Annotated in this window: 19 protein-coding genes and 1 riboswitch; of the genes, 5 read left to right on the top strand and 14 right to left on the bottom strand. The window is 43.2% G+C overall.

Annotated features, from left to right (window positions below; translation table 11 throughout):
• Positions 1-3: 3 nt before the first annotated feature.
• The 11 genes from rsmH to PGZ10_RS02635 form a co-directional block, all read right to left on the bottom strand.
• The gene (gene rsmH, locus PGZ10_RS02685; RefSeq protein WP_008371903.1) at positions 4-939 is read right to left on the bottom strand and encodes a 16S rRNA (cytosine(1402)-N(4))-methyltransferase RsmH; all 936 of its coding nucleotides are present in this window, start codon (positions 937-939) and stop codon (positions 4-6) included.
• A 26-nt stretch (positions 940-965) separates the two neighbouring features.
• The gene (gene mraZ, locus PGZ10_RS02680) at positions 966-1,403 is read right to left on the bottom strand and encodes a division/cell wall cluster transcriptional repressor MraZ (protein WP_022220764.1); all 438 of its coding nucleotides are present in this window, start codon (positions 1,401-1,403) and stop codon (positions 966-968) included.
• Between the two features lie 287 nt (positions 1,404-1,690).
• Entirely contained in the window at positions 1,691-1,933 is a 243-nt protein-coding gene (locus PGZ10_RS02675; protein ID WP_008371907.1) for a hypothetical protein, read from the bottom strand.
• A 66-nt stretch (positions 1,934-1,999) separates the two neighbouring features.
• Positions 2,000-2,839, bottom strand: a complete 840-nt coding sequence (locus PGZ10_RS02670; RefSeq protein WP_270205339.1) for a DegV family protein — start codon at positions 2,837-2,839, stop codon at positions 2,000-2,002.
• Positions 2,840-2,939: 100 nt separating this feature from the next.
• On the bottom strand, positions 2,940-4,109 hold the full coding sequence (locus PGZ10_RS02665; RefSeq protein WP_173825624.1) for an FtsW/RodA/SpoVE family cell cycle protein: 1,170 nt from the start codon (positions 4,107-4,109) through the stop codon (positions 2,940-2,942).
• A gap of 181 nt (positions 4,110-4,290) precedes the next feature.
• Positions 4,291-5,337: an electron transfer flavoprotein subunit alpha/FixB family protein gene (locus PGZ10_RS02660; RefSeq protein WP_008371912.1), complete on the bottom strand. Its 1,047-nt coding sequence runs from the start codon at positions 5,335-5,337 to the stop codon at positions 4,291-4,293.
• Between the two features lie 24 nt (positions 5,338-5,361).
• Positions 5,362-6,144 carry an electron transfer flavoprotein subunit beta/FixA family protein gene (locus tag PGZ10_RS02655; protein ID WP_055246468.1) on the bottom strand — a complete coding sequence of 261 codons (783 nt, stop codon included), beginning with the start codon at positions 6,142-6,144 and terminating at the stop codon, positions 5,362-5,364.
• A 12-nt stretch (positions 6,145-6,156) separates the two neighbouring features.
• Positions 6,157-7,308, bottom strand: a complete 1,152-nt coding sequence (locus PGZ10_RS02650) for an acyl-CoA dehydrogenase (RefSeq protein WP_008371917.1) — start codon at positions 7,306-7,308, stop codon at positions 6,157-6,159.
• 35 nt (positions 7,309-7,343) lie between these two features.
• A complete protein-coding gene (locus PGZ10_RS02645) occupies positions 7,344-8,216 on the bottom strand; it encodes a 3-hydroxyacyl-CoA dehydrogenase family protein (RefSeq protein ID WP_055246466.1) in 873 nt (290 codons plus the stop codon).
• Positions 8,217-8,285: 69 nt separating this feature from the next.
• On the bottom strand, positions 8,286-9,062 hold the full coding sequence (locus PGZ10_RS02640; RefSeq protein ID WP_022220767.1) for an enoyl-CoA hydratase-related protein: 777 nt from the start codon (positions 9,060-9,062) through the stop codon (positions 8,286-8,288).
• 28 nt (positions 9,063-9,090) lie between these two features.
• Positions 9,091-10,272: an acetyl-CoA C-acetyltransferase gene (locus PGZ10_RS02635; protein WP_022220768.1), complete on the bottom strand. Its 1,182-nt coding sequence runs from the start codon at positions 10,270-10,272 to the stop codon at positions 9,091-9,093.
• 342 nt (positions 10,273-10,614) lie between these two features.
• Between PGZ10_RS02635 and ptb the strand changes: the two genes are divergently transcribed.
• Both ptb and buk read left to right on the top strand, forming a co-directional pair.
• Positions 10,615-11,526 (top strand): phosphate butyryltransferase, encoded by a 912-nt coding sequence (gene ptb / locus PGZ10_RS02630; protein WP_117555700.1) that lies wholly within the window; start codon positions 10,615-10,617, stop codon positions 11,524-11,526.
• A gap of 13 nt (positions 11,527-11,539) precedes the next feature.
• Positions 11,540-12,610: a butyrate kinase gene (gene buk / locus PGZ10_RS02625; protein WP_055246465.1), complete on the top strand. Its 1,071-nt coding sequence runs from the start codon at positions 11,540-11,542 to the stop codon at positions 12,608-12,610.
• Positions 12,611-12,825: 215 nt separating this feature from the next.
• On the opposite strand, the gene PGZ10_RS02620 is transcribed toward buk, so the two are convergent.
• A complete protein-coding gene (locus PGZ10_RS02620; protein WP_022220828.1) occupies positions 12,826-14,007 on the bottom strand; it encodes an acetyl-CoA C-acetyltransferase in 1,182 nt (393 codons plus the stop codon).
• A gap of 261 nt (positions 14,008-14,268) precedes the next feature.
• Positions 14,269-14,354, top strand: a riboswitch (ZMP/ZTP riboswitch).
• A 210-nt stretch (positions 14,355-14,564) separates the two neighbouring features.
• Here PGZ10_RS02620 and pflB point away from each other — a divergent pair.
• The 3 genes from pflB (at position 14,565) to PGZ10_RS02605 (ending at position 18,913) form a co-directional block, all read left to right on the top strand.
• The gene (pflB, locus tag PGZ10_RS02615; RefSeq protein WP_117555698.1) at positions 14,565-16,817 is read left to right on the top strand and encodes a formate C-acetyltransferase; all 2,253 of its coding nucleotides are present in this window, start codon (positions 14,565-14,567) and stop codon (positions 16,815-16,817) included.
• A gap of 181 nt (positions 16,818-16,998) precedes the next feature.
• Positions 16,999-17,742: a pyruvate formate-lyase-activating protein gene (pflA, locus tag PGZ10_RS02610; protein WP_270540631.1), complete on the top strand. Its 744-nt coding sequence runs from the start codon at positions 16,999-17,001 to the stop codon at positions 17,740-17,742.
• A gap of 97 nt (positions 17,743-17,839) precedes the next feature.
• Entirely contained in the window at positions 17,840-18,913 is a 1,074-nt protein-coding gene (locus tag PGZ10_RS02605; RefSeq protein ID WP_270205335.1) for a M24 family metallopeptidase, read from the top strand.
• 44 nt (positions 18,914-18,957) lie between these two features.
• On the opposite strand, the gene PGZ10_RS02600 is transcribed toward PGZ10_RS02605, so the two are convergent.
• On the bottom strand, positions 18,958-19,371 hold the full coding sequence (locus PGZ10_RS02600) for an FIVAR domain-containing protein (protein WP_008371948.1): 414 nt from the start codon (positions 19,369-19,371) through the stop codon (positions 18,958-18,960).
• 94 nt (positions 19,372-19,465) lie between these two features.
• Positions 19,466-19,782, bottom strand: a 317-nt coding sequence (locus tag PGZ10_RS02595) for an LPXTG cell wall anchor domain-containing protein (RefSeq protein WP_270540630.1), incomplete at its 5' end; no start/stop codon positions are given.

Here is a 19,782-nt window from a genome sequence, read left to right as displayed (position 1 = left end):
ATTCTATACGCGCTCAAAGATACGCAGCTTCGCACTCTTAGAACGACTGTTCACTTCCATCTCTTCTTCACTTGGAAGAATCGGTTTTTTCGTAATGACTTTTCCTTTGGAAACTTTTCCACACACACATACCGGAAAAGTACTCGGACACGTGCATGGATTCTCATTCTTTTTAAAAATTCCTTTGACAATTCTGTCCTCCAGGGAATGGAACGTGATGATGCATATCCTTCCTCCCGGATTTAAAATATCAATCATATCGTCAAGTGAATCCCTGAGCACCTCCAGTTCCCGGTTACATTCAATCCGGATTGCCTGAAAGGTTCTTTTTGCCGGATGCCCCGACATCTTCTGAAACTTCATCGGTATAGACTGTCTGATAATCTCTGCCAGCTGCCCGGTTGTTTCAATAGGACCTTTCTCTCTTGCCATAACAATATGTTTTGCTATATTCTTCGCAAATTTGTCCTCACCATAGTCGCGAATAATCCGAAAAAGGTCCATCTCACTGTAGCCATTGACAATCTCCTTTGCAGATAAAGTCTGGCGTGTGTCCATCCTCATATCCAAAGGCGCATCTACACGATAGGAAAAACCACGATCTGCCGTATCTAACTGATAAGATGATACGCCCAGATCGAGTACGATTCCATCGACCTTGTCAATCCCTTTTTCATGGAGCCTCGACTTCATATCACAATAATTGCTCCTGATTATTGTAACTCTCTCCCCGAAGTCGCTTAATCGGGTGCCTGCCGCTTCAATCGCCGCTGCATCCTGGTCTATTCCTATAAAACTCCCCTTGTTGTTTAAACGCCGACATACTTCGTATGCATGTCCGCCTCCTCCAAGTGTGCCATCAACATAAATACCGTCCGGCTTGATGTTCAGTCCTTCGATTGTCTCATCCAGTAATACTGATTTATGCTTAAATGCCATGGTGTCCTCCTAATTAAAAGATCTATTTAGATGCTAAGTCCCAAATCTTCCATGTCACTTGCAATGTCCTCGATATTTTCCTCAACATCAGCTGTACGCGCTTCCCACGCCTCTTTACTCCAGATCTCGACCTTGTCCAGCACACCTGCTAGAACAACCTCTTTTTCAAGATCTGCATAAGCGCGAAGAGAAGAAGATATCAAAACTCTCCCTTGTTTGTCAAGTTCTCCTTCCGTAGCACTTCCAAGAAAGAAACGCTTAAAGTCTCTGGCTTTTTTGTTTGTAAGCGGTAAGGTTCTAAGCTTCTCTTCAAAGGCTTTCCATTCGTTGTCCGGATACAGAAATAAGCAGCCGTCCATCCCTTTCGTAATTACGAAATGTTCTCCCAGACTCTCTCGTAATTTGGAAGGAATAATCAGCCTGCCTTTTGAATCAATACTATGATTAAATTCTCCAGTCAACATAGGATCACCTTCTTTCAAAGTGGTCTGCCACTTTCCATGCCACTTTGCTCCACTTCGCTCCACTTTCTACCACTTGTATCCATTGTACCCCACTTTTCCGCCCTTTTCAAGCACTTTTTCGAATTTATCCATTCTGAAAAAAGTCCGATAAATCATATTTTTTCCCATTTTTCATTCATTTTGTGGTGAAAAGTGGAGCGTTTTATACTCCATTCCCCACACAGTGCATAAAAAAAGTGGAGAAACCGTTCCACAATGGAACCATCTCTCCACTTTCTTCTTTTCATCTACTCAGCAGTGTTAAGTGACTGGACATAATCACTTACAGCAGAATAATCAACTTCTGCTACTGCTCTTGGCTGCTTTGATTCATACATATCATAAGCGGACCATCCAATCCAGACAACGATTGCAAGTGCAATCAGCCCAAGGATCGTATAATCAAAAGCTTTTCGCAAGTTTTTCTTTTTTTCTTCACGCTTTCTATTCGCTTTTGCCTGTTTATAATAATCTACTTTTTTCTGACTCATATCTGCAAGTCTCCTTTGCAATCATCTAACCAGTATATTTTATCACACTTTTACGATTGATACAAGCTATACTGCAATAATTACTCCGCCATCATTCGCATACATGCTGCTGACACCTCTGGTATCCAGAATAATAATATCTTTTAATTTCACACGTTCTTCCAGCATCTTCTTCACATCCTGTGCTCTCTGCGGGCAGTTACAATGCGAAATTGCAAGTACCTTGCTCTCCGGATCTTTCAGATCTGCGATCACACAATCCACCATATTCTTAAGTGCTTTTTTAATTCCGCGCGCCTGACCCAACTGACAAATCTCTCCCTTCGGAGTAGCCCCCATCACCGGCTTAATATTCAGTACTGTTGCCGCAATTGCTTTTAATCCTGTAAGTCTTCCATTCTTACGAAGAGTCTCAAGCGTCTCAAGAACAAAATATGTGTGCTGCTCTTCAATATATGTTTCTACAGCAGCTACCACTTCCTTAAATGTCATGCCCCGCTCTTCACACTGCGCAATCTTCATCCCGATGAGCGTCTGTCCTACTGATGCAGATTTTGAGTTGAACACATAAATATCTTTCTCACCATATTCTTCTTCATATAAATTCTTGCCCAGTACGGCACTGTTATAAGAACCGCTCAGTTCAGAAGACAACGTAACAGCATATACATGCTCCGCATCACAGTGATATCCTTCCATAAACGTCTCCGGAGACGGACAACTTGACTTTGGACATGTCGGGCATTCAGCTACGTTCTTCAAAAATTCAGCCTGATTGAAAGATTCATCATCAATTATATGACAATCTCCAACCTCCAGTCCCAGTGATGCTGTCTCAAACCGACCTGAAGCTTTCATCTCTGCTGTCAATTCTCCACAGCTGTCCACAATCACTTTATAACTCATAATCCAAACCTCCGAAACGTGTCATTTGCATCCATTATACGTGGTTTTCATTACCACTTATAACATCATATCACACTTTTCTTTGAAAAAAAAGCTTTTTTTACCCTTCCAGTTTAATTCTTCTGGAAATTCCAAGTGCCATTCCCATCTCTATCATCAGGAACAGGATGGATGTACCACCATAACTGATAAAAGGCAATGTAATTCCGGTATTCGGCATCATGTTCGTAACTACCATAACATTGAGAATTACCTGGATCGCGATATGTGACATAATCCCTGTCATGATCAGTGCTCCATACAGATCAGGTGCGTTCTGTGCAATAAAAAGCAGTCTGTAGATCAAAAGACCGAACAAAACCAGGATAATGATCGCTCCAAACACCCCAAGCTCTTCACAGATTGCTGACAGGATCATGTCGTTCTGCACTTCCGGTATTACCGTCTTTTGCACACCATTTCCCAGTCCTTTCCCGAAAAAGCCACCTGATCCGATCGCATATAGTCCCTGTACCGTCTGGAAAGAAATCGTTGACGCATATTTTTCCGGGTTCAGCCAGGCAATGATACGTCTGAGTCGGAAGCTGGTGCTGTTCTCAAGAAGTCTTCCGAGGATATATGATCCCGCCACAAAAACAGCCACCCCGCCTCCTGCAATCCACAGAAAAATCTTCTGCTTCTTATGTACGACAAAAAGGATACAGCAGGAAATTCCCATTACAATGATCGCAGAGCTTAGATTATCAGTCAGCACATAAACTCCCAGTGCTGCCAAACCTCCCCACTCCACAACTCCCAGCGATCCTTTCAGGGTGTGTACTTTATTCCCCATTCTGCAGATCAGGTATGGGATAAATACGATCACAGCGATCTTCATAATCTCTGCCGGCTGGAATGACTGGTTAGCCGGAAGCCGGAACCATCTTCGTGCACCATTTACCTCAATACCAAGTGGTGTAAATTTAACAAGTGCAAGAAGAAGCATGGATCCCCAGTAGCTCATTGCTGCATATTTGGAAAACATATGATAATCCAGGCGAGAAACCCACATCATCACAACAATACTTCCAAGTCCGATGAGACCCTGTCTTTTCAGGAAGTACATCCCATCTCCGTATTCCGTTCGTGCTTCATAGGAACTGATACTGTACAGCATTACCAGTCCAAAACACATCAGAAATATAATAATCGCCAGAAGACTGTAATCAAAATAATGAACCGCCTGCTTTTTTACAGCCTTCCTTCGTCTGCTTTTAATTCTTTGTGCCATTTATTCACACTCCTACTTAAGCTATAACTACAAAGTCTATATCTTATAAAGTATACCATAATATCCCCCAGACGCACAAGCTTTCTGCACGAAAATAGAGCAGGCTAACTTCTATTCGATTTGTATACAAAAAAATGGTGCCGCTTCTTTGCGACACCATCTTTGTTTTACCAGCTATTCTTTATTTTTTAGCAGCAACTGCTTCTTTGATCTGTTTGGTAAGTTCTGGTACAATCTTATTCAGATCTCCAACGATACCATAGTCAGCTACATCAAAGATCGGAGCTGTCTCATCTTTGTTGATTGCAATGATCAGATCAGATTCTTCCATCCCTGCTACATGCTGGATCGCTCCGGAAATACCGATTGCAAAATATACCTGAGGACGAACTGTCTTTCCTGTCTGTCCTACCTGAAGATCTTTTGGTTTCCAGCCATTATCTACAACTGCACGTGAGCAGCTTACTTCTCCGCCGAGTGCTTCTGCAAGATCTTCCAGGATCTTGAAGTTTTCTGCACTTCCGACTCCACGTCCACCGGATACAAGAATCTTGGCATCCATGATATCAACCGTCTCAGATACAGATTTGACAACTTCCATGATCTCAACGTATTTATTATCCGGTGTAAATCCAGGATTAAACTCTTCTACATTTGCCTTTGCACCTTCGATCTTAGCGATCTTCTGCATAACACCAGGACGAACGGTTGCCATCTGCGGACGATTATCCGGGCAGGCGATGGTAGCGATCGTGTTTCCACCAAATGCCGGACGAGTCATAAGAAGCTGATTGTGCTTCTGCTCTTTTCCTGCTACCGGGTTGATCGGGAAATCACCGATCTCAAGCTGTGTACAGTCTGCTGTAAGACCTGTCTGTACTCTTGCGGATACTCTAGGACCAAGATCACGTCCGATTGCAGTTGCGCCGACTAACATGATCTCCGGTTTATATTTTTCGATAACAGATGCCAGTGCATGTGCGTATGGCTCTGTTCTATATTCTTTCAGTTCCGGATCATCTACTACGATTACTTTATCTGCTCCGTATGCTGCAAGCTCATCTGCAAGTCCTTTTACGTCAGAACCGATCAGAACGGCTGCTACTTCTGCATTTAAGTCTGCTGCAAGGTCTTTTGCTTTTCCAAGAAGTTCAAATGCGATTCCGCTCAGTTTGTTGTCTACCTGTTCAGCAAAGACATATACTCCCTTATATTCTTCTAAGTTCATGATATTCACCACTTTTCCTTCTTATTAAATGATATGTTTCTCTGTTAATTTTCCCATCAGGTAAGATACTGCTTCTTCCGGATCAAGAGTAACTTTTTCTCCTGCCCCTTTTCTTACTTTGTCAGATGCTTTCGCAATCTTTGTAGGTGATCCTGCAAGACCGATATTTGCATCATCCAGGGTAGTAAGATCTGCTCTTCCCCATGTTGTGATCTCAGCATCACAAGCATCAAAGATTCCGCCTGGTGTCATATAACGTGGTTCATTTAATTCTGAAAGTGCAGTGATAAGGCAAGGCATTTTTGCTTTCAGTACATGATATCTGTCTTCGAACTGACGCTGTACGATCACGCTGTCGCCTTCTACTTTGATATCCTGTGCATAAGAGATTACCGGGATGTCCAGATGTTCGGAAATCTGCGGTCCAACCTGTGCTGTATCACCATCGATTGCCTGACGTCCTGTGATGATCAGGTCATAATCGAGTTTACGGAGTGCTGCTGCGATGGTGCTTGATGTAGCCCATGTATCAGCTCCTCCAAGTACTCTGTCTGTTACAAGAATTGCCTTATCAGCTCCCATTGCAAGTGCTTCACGAAGCACATCGGCTGCTTTTGGAAGTCCCATTGTAAGTACAGTTACTTCTGCTCCATACTGGTCTTTTAATCTAAGTGCGGCCTCAAGACCTGCTTTGTCATCCGGGTTCATAATTGCAAGCATTGCAGCTCTGTTAAGTGTACCGTCCGGATTAAACTGAACTCCGCCTTTTGTATCCGGTACCTGTTTTATACAAACAACTATCTTCACGATTCGTACCTCCTATTTCAATAAGTTTCCAGAAATAACCATACGCTGAACTTCTGAAGTTCCTTCGTAGATTTCTGTAATCTTTGCGTCACGCATCATACGTTCTACATCATATTCTCTGATGTATCCGTATCCACCATGTAACTGAACAGCCTTTGTGGTAACTTCCATCGCTACTTCTGCTGCATAAAGCTTAGCCTGTGCAGCTTCGACAGAGTAAACTTTCTGTGTAGCTTTTGCCATGGCAGCTTTGTATACCATCATCTTTGCAGCTTCTACCTTTGTAGCCATATCTGCAAGCTGGAACTGTGTATTCTGGAACTGGCCAATCGTGCGTCCGAACTGTTTTCTTTCTTTTACATATGCGATTGTTCTGTCAAGTGCACCTTCAGCGATTCCAAGTGCCTGAGCGGCAATACCGATACGTCCGCCATCCAGAGTATGCATGGCGATGCCGAAGCCCTTGCCCTGTGCTCCAAGGAGATTTTCTTTTGGAATACGGCAGTCTTCAAAAATAAGCTCGTATGTTGAAGATCCACGGATACCCATCTTCTTCTCTTTGGTTCCGAATGTGAATCCCGGAGTGTCTTTCTCTACGATGAATGCAGAAATCTCTTTCATCTTTCTGCCACGTTTTTCAACAATACCTGTTACGGCGATAATGATGTAAACATCTGCTTCTTTACCGTTTGTGATAAAGCATTTTGATCCGTTTAATACCCATTCATCTCCGTCAAGAACAGCCTTAGTCTGCTGTCCCTGTGCATCTGTACCTGCCCCAGGTTCTGTAAGGCCGAAAGCTCCAAGCTTTCTTCCTGATGCAAGATCCGGAACGTATTTTGCTTTCTGCTCCGGTGTTCCGTATGTCAGGATCGGGTCTATACAAAGAGAGGTATGCGCAGATACGATTACAGATGTTGTGGCACAAACCTTTGCAAGTTCTTCTACACACATTACGTATGTCAGTGGATCGCATCCCTGTCCCTCGTATTCCTTCGGTACCGGAATACCAAGAAATCCATATTTCGCCATTTTTTCAACTGTTGCTCTTGGGAAAACTTCTGTCTCGTCCACTTCCTGTGCAAGTGGTTTTACTTCGTTTTCTGCGAATTCTTTAAACAGAGTTCTCGCCATTTCGTGTTTCTTATCTAATCCGAAATCCATTTATTCTTCCTCCATGTCTTTATTTAGAACATCCATTACTGTGCATCAACCGGAGTTTTTGTGCGGTCTGCATTGTATACATAGAATCCTTTTCCGCTCTTAACTCCAAGGTTTCCACCACGGACCATCTTACGAAGCAGCGGGCATGCACGATATTTGCTGTCGCCTGTTTCTGCATAAAGTACATCCATGATAGCAAGGCAGATATCAAGTCCGATGAAATCACCAAGCTCCAGAGGTCCCATTGGATGGTTTGCACCAAGCTTCATTGCTGCATCGATTCCTGCGATATCAGATACACCTTCCATCTTGATGAAAGCTGCTTCATTGATCATCGGAACAAGGATACGGTTTACTACGAAACCTGCTGCTTCATTAACCTGTACAGGTGTCTTTCCGATTTCTTCTGCGATCTTCTTGATTGCATCTACAGTTTCAGCCGGTGTATTTACGCCTGCGATCACTTCTACTAATTTCATACGGTCTGCCGGGTTGAAGAAATGCATACCGATCATTGGACGGGTAAGTCCGTTGCCGATTTCTGTGATAGAAAGGCTGGAGGTATTTGATGCGAAAATGCATTCAGGTTTTGCGATCTTATCAAGTTCACCGAATGTAGTTTTCTTAACTTCCATGTTCTCAAATGCTGCTTCTACAATCAGATCACAATCTGCGCAGAGATCTTCTTTGAGTCCCGGAGTAATTTTTGCAAGAATTGCATCAACTGCTTCCTGAGTTAATTTTCCTTTCTGAACAAGTCTGTCATAGCCTTTAGCGATTTTAGCTTTTCCGCCTTCTGCCCATTCCTGTTTGATGTCACAGAGTGCTACTTCATATCCATCTACCTGAGCAAATGCCTTTGCAATGCCCTGTCCCATTGTTCCTGCACCAATAATTCCTACTTTCATTGAAATTACCTCCATTTTATAAATTTAAATTTCCAGGGGAGAGTTAATTCTCCCCTTTATTAAACGAACTTATTTATTAAGGAAAGCTTCTACTTTTCTCTTTTCAAGGAATGCTGCCATTCCTTCTTTCTGGTCGTAAGATTCAAAGCATCCGCCGAAGAGCTTTTCTTCTACTACGATTGCCTCATCCATTCCCTTTTCAAGACCTTCATTGATTGCCTGTTTGCAGTGTCTTACTGCGATCGGTGCATTCTTTGCAATGCCTGCTGCCATCTTCTTTGCTGCCGGCATCAGTTCTTCCTGCGGATATACGGCATTTACAAGACCGATTCTGTAAGCTTCGTCAGCTTTAATATTTCTTGCAGTGTAGATCATCTGTTTTGCCATACCAGGTCCGACAAGTCTTGCAAGTCTCTGTGTTCCACCAAATCCAGGTGTAATTCCAAGACCAACCTCCGGCTGTCCGAATACTGCATTGTCTGAACAGATACGGATATCACAGCTCATGGAGATTTCACATCCACCACCAAGAGCGAATCCGTTAACTGCTGCGATTACCGGGATCGGAAGTGTTTCGATCTTACGGAAAATATCATTTCCTTTCTTACCAAAAGCTTCTCCCTCTTCTTTTGTAAGAGTACTCATCTCAGCGATATCTGCACCGGCTACAAAAGATTTTTCTCCTGCTCCTGTAAGGATCAGGCATCTGACTGCATCAAGATCAACACCGTCGATCGTTGCATCAAGTTCATCAAGAACTGCACTATTCAGTGCGTTCAGTGCCTTTGGACGGTTAATGGTAATAATTCCAACCTGTCCTTCTACTTCATATGTAATAAATTCCATCATCAACATCTCCTTTTGATCTGGTTTATTAATCACGTTCTACGATTGTAGCGCATCCCATTCCGCCACCGATACAAAGTGTTGCAAGACCTTTCTTTGCATCACGTTTCTGCATCTCATGAAGAAGTGTAACAAGGATACGGCATCCTGAAGCTCCTACCGGATGTCCGAGAGCAATTGCTCCACCGTTTACATTTACTTTATCCATGTCGAATTTCAGATCATGTGCTACTGCAAGTGACTGTGCTGCAAAAGCTTCGTTTGCTTCGATCAGATCCATATCATCTACGGAAAGCCCTGTCTTAGCCATTACTTTATTCGTAGCTGCAACCGGTCCGACACCCATGATAGATGGATCTACTCCGCCGAGTGCTCCTGCTACCCATGTTGCCATCGGTGTAACGCCGAGCTCTTTTGCTTTTTCTTCACTCATAACAACGATTGCTGCTGCTCCGTCATTGATGCTGGAAGCATTTGCTGCTGTTACAATACCATCTTTTTTGAATGCCGGACGAAGTCTTGCGATTCCTTCTGCTGTTGTTCCCGGACGCGGTCCTTCATCTGTATCAACTACGATGGTTTCTTTTTTCTTCTTCACTTCTACAGGAACAATCTCATCTTTGAATTTTCCTGCTTCGATTGCTGCGCAGGCTTTCTGCTGGCTTGCTGCTGCAAATTCATCAAGCTGTTCTCTTGTGAGTCCCCACTGTTCTGCTACATTCTCAGCAGTGATTCCCATGTGATAGTCATTGAATGCATCCCAAAGTGCGTCATTTACCATTGTATCGATCATCGGTGCATTACCCATTCTGTATCCATAACGTGCGTTTTTCAGTGCATATGGAGCCATAGACATATTTTCCATACCGCCTGCTACAACGATATCAGCATCTCCTGCCTGGATCATCTGTGCAGCCATGTTCACACAGTTAAGTCCGGATCCGCAAACAACGTTAACCGTAACTGCCGGTGTCTCGACCGGAAGACCTGCTTTTAAAGAAGCCTGACGTGCAACGTTCTGTCCAAGACCTGCCTGAATTACACAACCCATATATACATGATCAACCTGTTCTGGAGCAACACCTGCTCTATTTAAAGCTTCTTTGATAACGATAGATCCTAATTCCGGTGCCGGAGTTGTAGAAAGAGCTCCACCCATACTTCCGATTGCTGTACGACACGCACCTGCTAACACGATTTTCTTTGCCATCACTTTTTCCTCCTTTTACATCTTAATGGTAAGTATCACTTCTTATTAAATATATACTGTTTTACTTTCCGTTTTTAAGATTTTCGCAAGGGACTTTTTTGTCCTCTTTTTTTAATATACTACCCATTTCCTGTTCTGTCAAATATTTATCAATCATTTTTTATCATTTAATTTTCTTTTAACATTTTCACCAACATTTTTTTACAATACATCTGCATTATTCGTCATTTCCAACACACCACTTTTATATTGACCTTTCCCAGATATGGTGCTACACTTAAGATTGTTAAAAATTATTCAACCAGAATACTATAATTAAATTATGAATGAGAAGGTGTGAAAATGAGCAAAAGTTTTGAAGAATTAATCTCAAAAGCAAATCAAAAAACCTTAAAGAAAGTCTCTGTTTCCAACGCACAGGATGAGCCGGTACTGCAGGCTGTCAAAGCTGCAAAAGAGCAAAATATCGCAACAGCCATCCTTGTCGGTGATGAAGCCAAGATCCGCGAGATTGCCGCTTCTATTGATATGGATCTGACAGATTTCGAGATCATCAATGAGCCTGATACCGAAGCAGCTGCATTAAAGGCTGTTGAGCTTGTACACAACGGCAAAGCTGATATCCTTTTAAAAGGATTGCTTGAAACAAAGACATTCTTAAAGAGCGTATTGAATAAAGAAGTCGGACTTCGTACCGGAAAGATGCTTTCCCATGTATGTGTATTTGAGATTGAAGGCATTAACCGTCTTCTGTTCTTTACAGACGTAGCTTTCAATACATATCCAACCCTTGCAGATAAAGTCAATATCATCAACAATGCAGTAGAAGTCGCACATGCATGTGGCATCGAATGCCCGAAGGTTGCTCCTCTGTGTGCAGTTGAGACAGTGAATCCAAAGATGCAGCCAACAGTTGATGCCGATAATCTCACCAAGATGTACGAGGGTGGCGATTTCAAAGGATGCCAGATCTACGGACCACTTTCCATGGATCTTGCGATCGATCCGGAAGCAGCTGTTCACAAAGGTGTGACTAATCCAGTAGCCGGACATGCTGATATTCTCCTCTTCCCGAATATCGATGCAGGAAATATCACATATAAGATTCTTGTCCGCACTGCAAAGGTCAAGATCGGTAACGTACTTGTCGGAACAAGCGCTCCGGTGGTTCTTACTTCACGTTCGGACGATTTTGAAACCAAACTGAATTCTATTGCACTTGCGACCGTAATCGCAGGATCGATCACAGACTAAGGAGGATCTTTTTATGAGCTATAAAATTTTAGTAATCAACCCGGGATCTACTTCTACCAAGATCGGTGTGTACGAAGACGAAACTTTGTTATTCGAAGAAACACTCCGTCATTCCACCGAAGAGATTGCAAAATATGCAACCATCGTTGACCAGAAAGATTTCCGTAAAGAACTGATTGTAGATATTCTCGCAAAGAACAGCTTCGACATCAAATCTCTGAATGTTGTAGTAGGACGAGGCGGACTTTTAAAACCGATCCCAGGTGGAACCTATCCAGTATCTGACGCACTTCTTGCTGACTTAAAAGCAGGTGTGCAAGGACAGCATGCATCGAACCTTGGAGGCATCCTTGCCCGCGAAATCGGTGATGAGATTGGAGTTCCTTCTTACATTGTTGACCCGGTTGTTGTCGATGAGATGGAACCTGTTGCAAGATATTCCGGAATCCCGGAACTTCCGCGTATCAGTATCTTCCACGCACTGAACCAGAAAGCAGTTGCCAAACGCTACGCCAAAGAACAGAATGTATCTTATGATTCCCTGAATCTTGTAGTTGTACACATGGGCGGCGGTGTATCTGTCGGTGCTCATAAAAATGGCAAAGTTGTCGATGTCAACAACACGCTTGACGGAGACGGACCTTTCTCACCGGAACGTTCCGGCGGTGTACCGGCAGGCGCACTCGTAAAAATGTGTTTCTCCGGTCAGTACACACAGGCTGAAGTATATAAAAAGATCAACGGGAAAGGCGGTCTCAACGGATACCTTGGAACCAACAACATGCGCGACGTTGCAGAACGTGCCTTTGAAAAGGGTGACGAAGAAGCAGCCGGTGTATTCCACGCATTCACTTACCAGGTTGCCAAAGAAGTCGGCGCCATGGCAGCCGTACTTAACGGCAAAGTAGACCAGATCCTTCTCACCGGCGGTATCGCATACAGCGACTACGTTACATCTGAGATCAAAGAAAAGGTCGGCTTCATCGCCCCAATCACCGTCTACCCGGGTGAAGATGAACTCCTCGCCCTCGCTCAAGGCGCTCTCCGTGTATTAAACGGCGAAGAAAAACCTCTGGTATATTAATTTTTTTCAAAGCCCTAAAAGATGCAAAACGCATATATCTCATCGTAGAAAAAAGTCTGGCACACCTCGCCAGACTTTTTTAGTTACTACGCTTTTATTTAATAATGTCAATAGCTTCGAGGGACGCATTATCTTTTGCCCAATTTGTCAACACAACCTAAATTATTCAAAAAAAGAGCAGACACTAAAAAAGTATCCACCCTTTTTTTCTATCCCTAATCTCTTTTAACTACAGCAGAGCATCCCATTCCGCCACCAACACAAAGTGTTGCAAGTCCTGTATGTACATCTTCTTTCTGCATCTCATACAACAAGCTTACAAGGATTCTTGCACCTGAGCAACCAACCGGATGTCCGAGAGCAATTGCTCCACCATTGACATTCAGCTTACTAAGGTCAAATCCAAGATCTTTTCCAACTGCTACTGACTGTGCTGCAAATGCTTCGTTTGCTTCGATCAGATCAAAATCTCCGATCTCCATTCCCAGCTTCTTCATAACCTTACGTGTTGAATAAACCGGTCCGATTCCCATGATCGCCGGATCACATCCTGCGAGTTCTCCGCCGATCCATGTTGCCATAGGTGTTACGCCAAGCTCTTTTGCTTTTTCTTCGCTCATAACGATAAGTGCAGCTGCACCATCATTGATTCCGGATGCGTTACCTGCTGTAACCATACCGTCTTTCTTAAATGCAGGACGAAGTTTTGCAAGACCTTCTTTTGTGATTCCTTTACGAGGACCTTCATCTGTATCTACAAGAATCGTTTCTTTTTTCTTCTTCACTTCGACCGGAACAATCTCGTCTTTAAATTTACCTTCTGCCATTGCTTTTTCACATTTGTTCTGAGACCATGCTGCAAATTCATCCAGTTCTTCTCTTGTAAGTCCCCACTGTTCGCAGATATTTTCTGCTGTGATTCCCATGTGATAATTATGGAATGCGTCGGTCAGACCATCCTTGATCATAGCATCTTCGATTGTCGCATTTCCCATACGATATCCATAACGTCCGTTTCTCAACATGTACGGAGCCATTGTCATATTTTCCATACCACCTGCAACGATGATATCTGCATCTCCAGCTGCGATCAGCTTCGCTGCAAGGTTTACACAGTGAAGACCGGATCCACAAAGTACGTTGATAGTTGTTGCCGGTACTTCATTCGGGATTCCTGCATATACAGCTGCCTGACGTGCCGGGTTCTGTCCGTTGCCTGCCTGGATAACATTTCCCATATACACTTCGTCAACCTGATCCGGAGAAACGCCCGCTCTTTTGAGAGCTTCTTTGATTACGATCGTTCCAAGTTCTACAGCCGATGTATTTGCAAACTGTCCGCCCATTACACCGATTGCTGTACGACATGCTCCTGCTAAAACAACTTTTCTTGCCATGATAAAAATCCTCCTTTATTTTGTAAATCACCTGATGTTTTTATTATAATCCTCTAAAAAACAGAATTCAATAGATGCTTGATATTTTTTTAACATTTTTTATATTCTATTCCAGGTACATGCCTCAATTCGATTGAGAGATTTCTTGATAAATGTTAAACTTTTCTCGGTATTTATACTTATTGACATTCACATCATTATTATGTTTTTTCAAAAAAACAAATTTGTCATTGACATTTATATAGCAATTTGTTAAATTAAAGTTGCTCATATGACTGACGGAAGTGGAATGAACCACAGGGAAATATGAGGATTTGATTATTTAGCCGACCGTCTGGGCGATTCAGCTCAGATGCCGGCTTTTTTTACGCATTTTTATAAGATTATCATAAATCAGGGCTATATAAAAGGCGTAAACATCCATCGGTTCTTCTGGCTGAACCTTTTCATATGTCTGGAATTTGCCAGAACTTTCCGGGCATAAATTGCAGCAACACAGTGTATAATAACCGGGTCATAGTTACTATGGCTCACCCACAAGAAGGAGGAATAACCAAATGATGCAGAAAGAACAATGGCAGGGATTTGAAGGAAGACTCTGGAAAGAAGAAATCAACGTTCGTGATTTCATCCAGAACAACTACACACCTTACGAGGGAGATTCTTCATTCCTTGCAGACCCGACCGAAGCAACAAACCAGCTCTGGGGCAAGCTTCAGGAACTCCAGAAAGAAGAACGTGCAAAAGGCGGCGTTCTGGATATGGAAACAGAAGTTGTATCTTCTCTTACCGCTTACGGTCCAGGATATATCTGCGAAGAACTGAAAGATAAAGAACAGGTTGTGGGGCTTCAGACTGACAAACCTCTGAAACGTGCATTTATGCCGTTCGGCGGAATTAAAATGGCTGAGGAAGCATGCAAAACTTACGGATATGAACCAAACCCGAAATTCCATAAAATCTTTACAGATTATCATAAAACACATAACCAGGCAGTATTTGATGCCTATACTCCGGAAATGAAAAAAGCACGTCACAATAAGATCCTTACAGGTCTTCCGGATACTTACGGACGTGGACGTATCGTCGGTGACTACCGTCGTGTTGCTCTTTACGGCATTGATCTTCTGATCGCTATGAAGCAGGACGATCTCGCAAACTGCGGATACGGATCCATGCGTGACAATGTCATCCGTCAGCGAGAAGAACTTGCAGAACAGATCCGTGCCCTCAAGGGTATGAAAGAAATGGCTGCTGTCTACGGATTCGACATTTCCGAGCCAGCAAAAAATGCAAAAGAAGCATTCCAGTGGCTGTACTTCGGATACCTTGCAGCAATCAAGACTCAGAACGGAGCTGCCATGAGTGTCGGACGTGTATCTACCTTCCTTGATATCTACATCAAGAGAGATATGGAAGCAGGAATCCTTACCGAAGAAGAAGCTCAGGAATTAGTTGACCATATGACAATGAAATTCCGTATGGTTAAGTTCGCACGTATCCCATCTTACAACCAGCTCTTCTCTGGTGACCCGGTTTGGGCTACACTGGAAGTCGGCGGAATGGGACAGGACGGACGTTCTATGGTAACAAAGACAGACTACCGTTTCCTGCACACCCTGGAAAACATGGGACCTTCTCCGGAACCGAACCTGACTGTACTTTACACAGAACGTCTTCCGAAGAACTTCAAGGACTACGCTTCACATATTTCTATTGAAACAAGTTCTATCCAGTATGAAAATGATGATGCAATGCGTCCGGTATGGGGCGATGACTATTCTATCTGCTGCTGCGTATCTGCAACACAGACAGGTAAAGAAATGCAGTTTTTCGGAGCAAGAGCAAACCTTGCAAAATGCCTTCTTTACGCGATCAACGGTGGTGTCGACTGCAAGTCAAAAGATCAGGTAGGACCGGCTTACACACCGATCACTTCTGAATACCTTGATTATGATGAAGTAATGGCTAAATACGACAAGATGATGGACTGGCTCGCCGGACTGTATGTAAACGTACTGAACCTGATCCAGTACATGCATGACAAATACTACTATGAAGCATCTCAGATGGCACTGATCGATACCGATGTACGTCGTACATTTGCAACAGGTATCGCAGGATTCTCTCATGTAGTTGACTCCTTAAGTGCGATCAAATATGCAAAAGTGAAAACAATCCGTGACGAAAACGGACTCGTTGTAGATTTCGAGACAACCGGTGATTTCCCGAAATACGGAAATGATGATGACCGCGCAGATGATATCGCAGTATGGCTTCTTCAGACATTTATGAAGAAACTGAAAAAGCATCACACCTACCGTGAATCCGAACCGACAACTTCTATCCTTACCATTACCTCAAACGTTGTATATGGAAAAGCTACCGGTGCTCTTCCGGACGGAAGAAAAGCAGGCGCACCGCTTTCACCTGGAGCAAACCCAAGCTACGGTGCAGAACAGAACGGACTTCTTGCTTCCCTGAACTCCGTTGCCAAGCTGCCTTACGAATGGGCACTTGACGGAATCTCTAACACCCAGACCATCAACCCGGATGCAATCGGACATACTCCGGAGGAACGCATTAACAACCTGGTAAATGTTATGGACGGATACTTCTCTCAGGGTGCTCACCATCTGAACGTCAACGTATTCGGAACAGAAAAACTTCTTGACGCTATGGAACATCCGGAAAAAGAAGAATACGCAAACTTTACGATCCGTGTATCAGGATATGCGGTTAAGTTCATCGACCTTACACGCGAACAGCAGCTCGATGTGATCGCAAGAACCTGCCACGATCGTATGTAATTACCGAACTTACACTCTTTTGCCAAACATATCGTTATGCTGGAAGTCATGCATTTTAAAGTGCATGACTTTCGGCACATACGGAGATGCTGCTGGCAGCTTTTCCTGCATACTAAGGCATTTAAAAGACTCTGCCTGATCCGCAGTTTTCCAATCACACAATGAAAAAGGAGATTTTCATATGACTCAAATCAAAGGACTTATTCACTCTACAGAAAGCTTTGGTTCTGTTGACGGGCCTGGGGTACGTTTTATTATATTTGTTCAGGGATGTCCACTGAGATGTCAGTTCTGCCATAACCCTGACACCTGGAATATGACAGATAAAAACGGCGCCACCTGGCGCAGTGCCGATGAGCTTCTTGCGCAGGCTCTGCGTTACCGCACTTACTGGAAAAATGGCGGTGGAATCACCGTAAGCGGCGGAGAACCCCTCCTACAGATTGATTTTCTGCTGGATCTTTTCAAAAAAGCAAACGCAAAAGGTATTCACACAACGATTGATACTGCAGGCGGTCCTTTTACCAGAGAAGAATCATTTTTCTCCAAATTTCAGGAGCTGATGCAGTATACCGATCTTCTTCTTGTTGATATCAAACATATCGATGAAAAAGCTCACAAAGAACTGACCGGAAAAACGAATAAAAACATTCTGGATATGATCCGTTTTCTCTCCGATATCAAAAAACCTGTCTGGATCCGCCATGTGCTCGTACCGGAGCGCAGCGACTATGATGAATACTTAAACCGGTTAAATGATTTTATCCAGACACTTGATAATGTAGAAAGAGTAGAAATCCTGCCTTACCACACACTTGGTGCCTACAAATGGAAAGAGCTGGGACTTGATTATCCACTCAAAGGGATCAATCCACCTTCGAGAGAACGCGTAGAAAATGCAAAGAAGATCCTGCACTGTTCGTAAGACATATTTAAAAAAATAGATGGCAGCTTTCTCTTCATATTTTGCCTGTAATGTGCTATGATTGGTGTAGTGTATTTAAGAGAGGAGAATTATAGCAATGAACGAAAGACTGGAACGCGTATTGCAAAAAATGGAAAAAAAAGGAATCGATCAGTTACTTGTATCTGATCCGCTCAGCATCCGCTTTTTAACGGGCATCATGGTACATCCGGGGGAAAGATTGTACGCTCTGTTGCTTCGTACAAACGGAAAGCACACCATGTTCTTGAACTATCTGTATTATGTATCTGATACAGGATTTGAAGAAGTATGGTTCAGTGATATGGATGATCAGATTGGGGTTCTGACAGAACATATCGATACCAAGGGCGTAATCGGTATCGACAAAACATTTCCTGCTCGTTTCCTGATCCCGCTTCAGGAACGCTGCCCGGAACTGAAAACGGTATGGGGATCTGACTGTGTAGACGGTGTTCGTGCTGTTAAGAATGAAGAAGAAATCAAGATCATGAGACAGGCATCTGTAATCAATGACATGGTTATGGAAAGAGCTGCTGCCTACATTAAAGAAGGCATGACAGAAAAACAGATTGCTGATTTCATTGAAGCAGAATACTACAAAGAAGGCGCAACAGGACTCAGCTTTGATACAATCGTATGCTTCGGTGCTAACGCTGCTGACCAACATCACTCACCAAGCGAGACAAGAACTCTGAAAGCCGGAGAATGCGTTCTGATCGATATGGGATGCATCTGGAACGGTTATTGCTCAGATATGACAAGAACCTTCTACTGCAAGAGCGTAGACGAAGAACAGGCCGCAATCCATGACCTTGTTCGTACAGCGGTTGAGAAAGCAGAAGCCATCATCAAACCAGGCGTACGTTTCTGTGATATCGATGCGCAGGCAAGAGATCTCATCGGCGAAGCAGGATACGGAGAATACTGGAAGATTCGTCTTGGACATTTCATCGGCCAGGAAGACCATGAATACGGTGATGTAAGCCCGATCAACAAGAACGTAGCTGAACCGGGTATGATCTTCTCGATCGAACCGGGAATCTACATCGAAGGCAAATACGGTGTACGTATCGAAGACCTCGTTCTCGTAACAGAAGACGGATATGAACTTCTTAACGTAGTAGATAAAAAATATAGAACAGTTGGTTAATTGTTCTTCCATTACTTCAATATAGAACCAAAAAAAGACACGCATTACTGCGTGTCTTTTTTGGTCAACCCCTGGATCGCGTTAACAATTTCCATATACGTTTCTTCGATTGCATCCTGTCCGGGAACCCCACGTAAAAGTGTATTTCCCTTCTCTACAGCTGCTTTCAGCTCATTTACGGATTCATCGGTATAGGTCTCTGTATTAATAGATTCTGTGTTGTCAATTAATGCTTTTAACTGCGTCTTGTCTAACTTCTGTGGTGTGATGGTAATTGTATCGCCAACTTTTTGTGTGGTATTCTTTCCCCCATTCAAATTTTGCCGTACAAAATAAATACCTCCACCAATCACCACACATGCAAGAAGTATGACAAGAACAGAACCTATCTCTGTCCCGCGGTCACGATGAGTTTTCTTTGGTCTTTTTACGATAGTTAGATTCGTATGCTTATTCATATAGAAATATCCTTTATAAACTTCAGGTAGCTGTGAGAGAACTCACAGCCACCTGATTAAATTCACATCATCTGTGCTTATTGCTAAGACCAGATTATGCGTTTCTTCTTCTGAAGAATGCTACAACTGCTGCAGCACCTGCAATAAGAAGTGTTGCTACGTATACGAATACGTTGCTATGATCACCAGTCTGAACTGTATCAGATTTTTGCTCATTTGCTTTCTTAGCAGATTCCTTCTTGTTTGTCTTTTTGTCATCTTTTGCTACTGTTGTAGATGTTTTGTCATCTTTCTTGTTCTCTTCAATTGAAGTACCCGGTTTTTCTTCTGGAGTACTTGGTTTTGAAGGATCAACTGATGGCTGATCCGGATCAACTGGAGTTTCATTCTTTTCAAGAACAGCTGTTACTG

This window comes from Coprococcus sp. AF102-57 (assembly GCF_027686195.1).
GTDB classification, from domain to species: Bacteria; Bacillota; Clostridia; order Lachnospirales; family Lachnospiraceae; genus Allocoprococcus; species Allocoprococcus comes.
This window is presented reverse-complemented; position numbering and strand designations above follow the sequence as displayed.

Coding starts and splice junctions, on each gene's coding strand:
- pflB (WP_117555698.1), top strand. CDS start 14,565: ATGATGCAGAAAGAACAATGGCAGGGATTTGAAGGAAGACTCTGGAAA.
- PGZ10_RS02620 (WP_022220828.1), bottom strand. CDS start 14,007: ATGGCAAGAAAAGTTGTTTTAGCAGGAGCATGTCGTACAGCAATCGGT.
- PGZ10_RS02665 (WP_173825624.1), bottom strand. CDS start 4,109: ATGGCACAAAGAATTAAAAGCAGACGAAGGAAGGCTGTAAAAAAGCAG.
- ptb (WP_117555700.1), top strand. CDS start 10,615: ATGAGCAAAAGTTTTGAAGAATTAATCTCAAAAGCAAATCAAAAAACC.
- PGZ10_RS02600 (WP_008371948.1), bottom strand. CDS start 19,371: ATGAATAAGCATACGAATCTAACTATCGTAAAAAGACCAAAGAAAACT.
- mraZ (WP_022220764.1), bottom strand. CDS start 1,403: ATGTTGACTGGAGAATTTAATCATAGTATTGATTCAAAAGGCAGGCTG.
- PGZ10_RS02645 (WP_055246466.1), bottom strand. CDS start 8,216: ATGAAAGTAGGAATTATTGGTGCAGGAACAATGGGACAGGGCATTGCA.
- rsmH (WP_008371903.1), bottom strand. CDS start 939: ATGGCATTTAAGCATAAATCAGTATTACTGGATGAGACAATCGAAGGA.
- PGZ10_RS02605 (WP_270205335.1), top strand. CDS start 17,840: ATGAACGAAAGACTGGAACGCGTATTGCAAAAAATGGAAAAAAAAGGA.
- PGZ10_RS02640 (WP_022220767.1), bottom strand. CDS start 9,062: ATGGAATTTATTACATATGAAGTAGAAGGACAGGTTGGAATTATTACC.
- PGZ10_RS02675 (WP_008371907.1), bottom strand. CDS start 1,933: ATGAGTCAGAAAAAAGTAGATTATTATAAACAGGCAAAAGCGAATAGA.
- pflA (WP_270540631.1), top strand. CDS start 16,999: ATGACTCAAATCAAAGGACTTATTCACTCTACAGAAAGCTTTGGTTCT.
- PGZ10_RS02635 (WP_022220768.1), bottom strand. CDS start 10,272: ATGGCAAAGAAAATCGTGTTAGCAGGTGCGTGTCGTACAGCAATCGGA.
- PGZ10_RS02670 (WP_270205339.1), bottom strand. CDS start 2,839: ATGAGTTATAAAGTGATTGTGGACAGCTGTGGAGAATTGACAGCAGAG.
- buk (WP_055246465.1), top strand. CDS start 11,540: ATGAGCTATAAAATTTTAGTAATCAACCCGGGATCTACTTCTACCAAG.
- PGZ10_RS02660 (WP_008371912.1), bottom strand. CDS start 5,337: ATGAACTTAGAAGAATATAAGGGAGTATATGTCTTTGCTGAACAGGTA.
- PGZ10_RS02650 (WP_008371917.1), bottom strand. CDS start 7,308: ATGGATTTCGGATTAGATAAGAAACACGAAATGGCGAGAACTCTGTTT.